The sequence below is a fragment of the Aestuariivirga litoralis genome (assembly GCF_003234965.1).
Classification (GTDB): Bacteria; Pseudomonadota; Alphaproteobacteria; order Rhizobiales; family Aestuariivirgaceae; genus Aestuariivirga; species Aestuariivirga litoralis.
On the sequence record NZ_QKVK01000021.1, the window covers coordinates 1 to 2116 of the forward strand.

Below are 2116 nucleotides of genomic sequence, written 5' to 3' on the forward strand. Positions count from 1 at the left end.
ACGCCTGATGTCGGGGTGGAGCCAGGAGGTGACGACGGGCTGCGGATCGGCCTGGCCGAACAGCACTTCCGCATCAGCACCCAGGTAGGCGTGCCTTGCCCCGACGAAGCTCTTGCCCGAGCGCTCGCCATCCGGCCCATAGTCGAAGCTGGCCGCCGTGCCAAAGGCGGTGACCGAGACCGGGCGGTTCTCGCCGTCATAGGCGATGTCGCGGCGGGCAATGGGGCCCGGACCGTCCGGGTCATAGGAGAGCGTGTTGCCATTGGCGTCATAGCTGACGGGCGGATCCAGGTGCCCAAGGGATTAATGACTTGAAGCCAAGATGGTTCAGCCACCGGGTGACTGCTGGAAGCTCAGTGCTCAGTGATATTGCAGTACTCCCGATTGTACTGCTCAACTGTATAAAAGGGGCTGTCCTGTCCCGTAGCCGCCAGCGCATTTCTGAGTGCATCGGAGACATAGAGGAATGTGACATTTTGCTTATCGCGGGCGAGATGGAGCCTGCCAAGGCAGTTCGGGACTAGGACCAACTTCTCAATGTCATAGATGCGGGTACCCTGAGTCGTCTCAAGCATGTCACTAATCGCCGACCTGTGCTTGTCAATGCCGATCACTCTATCGAAAGGAACCATCACAAAGAAGTCGTCAGACGCCCCTCCTCTGGCCGTGAGCCGAGCCGGGACAAACTGCACGTGATCCGACGGAACGTACTGGAGTATGATGTCCCGCCACAATCGATCGACCGTAACTTCGTTTACCGGAGGGTTGTGCAGATCCAAGAAGCGCTTTAGGGAGTAGCGTGACTTGAGCACGGCTTTGGTCCCCGGTGGGAGCGGCTGAGTAGCGAAGATGCTAAGTCCTTTGACGTCAGGTTGGGGGCAAAAGCCGCAGAAATCCGCCATGAACTCGCTACTCTCCCTGGGCCAACGCCAGATCCAAACCATCAGTCCGTCTCCTGCTTAACTCTGGGGCACCAATACAATTGCCCCGCCGATAAGGTACCGGTCAGTATCGTGGTCCCCTACCATCTTTGTCCGTTTCGGACCCTGCTCTGCTGCCCTGGGCGGATCTATTCTGGCTCGTACTCTTGTTGTCGGAGAAATGATCCTTCGTCCTCGCCAGTTGCTCGGGATCCTTCTTCAGGGACTTTACTGCATCTTCCCTGATTTTTTCAATTTTCTTGACTGCCTGCGCCCGGGTGATGGCACCACTTCTGAAGTCTTCGACCACGGCTCGAATCTTGGTTGCGATTGCGTCACTGTACTTCTTGTGCCCCATGGCTCCTCCGTTCTGGAGTGCCCAGACCTTGTTTCCCTTGGCTTCCATCTCGAAGCCAAGTTCCTTGAGCGTGGACTTTACCTCGGGGTTTGAATAAAGGCCTTTTGGCAGAACATGATGTCGTTCAATGCGTGCGGGGATGCCCTTCTTGGCTGCCCTTTCAGCCGCGCGGGCCAGCTTGCTCGCACCTGCCGGCATGCCGGGAATGAGCGCGGATGCTGCATCAACAGCGAGGTCCGTGAGTGCGTTGTAGTATTGCTCATCGTCACCGCTATACCAGCCGCTCCCCGCTTCCCATGCATCATAAACGACGTTGCCAACATCCCACGCAGTATCAAGTATGTGCCCGTTCCCATCGCTGCCATTCACCGGGTCATCTCCCGCATAGGCGTAGCGGTTGGTGTCCACGCCGGCCAGGTCCGGGTCCCAGGTGTCCGGCGTCAGGAAGCGGGCCAGCAGCGGGTCGTAGTAGCGGGCGTGGAGGTATTGCAGGCCGGTTTCGGGGTCGTAGCGTTCGTTGATGTAGCCCTTGCCCTGCAGCGGCACGGAGCCGTTGGAGGTGAGCGGCTGGCCATAGGGGCCGTAGTCGGAGCGGATGGTGCCCGCCCCCACCCGCAGCGCCAGGCGGTTGGAGGCGAGGTGGTCCTTCACCATCACGTCGGTGGCCTGGCCCTCGCGCCTGATATCGGGGTGGAGCCAGGAGGTGACGACGGGCTGCGGATCGGCCTGGCCGAACAGCACTTCCGCATCGGCACCCAGATAGGCGTGCCTTGCCCCGACGAAGCTCTTGCCCGAGCGCTCGCCATCCGGCCCATAGTCGAAGCTGGCCGCCGTGCCA

General features: G+C 60.0%; 3 protein-coding genes. 1 reads left to right on the forward strand and 2 read right to left on the reverse strand.

The genetic code is table 11. The features are described from left to right. A partial coding sequence (locus DK847_RS20880) for a hypothetical protein (protein ID WP_204508439.1) occupies positions 1 to 315 on the forward strand: 315 nt, incomplete at its 5' end. 38 nt (positions 316 to 353) lie between these two features. On the opposite strand, the gene DK847_RS20325 is transcribed toward DK847_RS20880, so the two are convergent. Then, the gene (locus DK847_RS20325) at positions 354 to 944 is read right to left on the reverse strand and encodes a hypothetical protein (RefSeq protein WP_111200374.1); all 591 of its coding nucleotides are present in this window, start codon (positions 942 to 944) and stop codon (positions 354 to 356) included. 61 nt (positions 945 to 1005) lie between these two features. Next, a partial coding sequence (locus tag DK847_RS20330) for an RHS repeat-associated core domain-containing protein (RefSeq protein WP_193548217.1) occupies positions 1006 to 2116 on the reverse strand: 1111 nt, incomplete at its 5' end.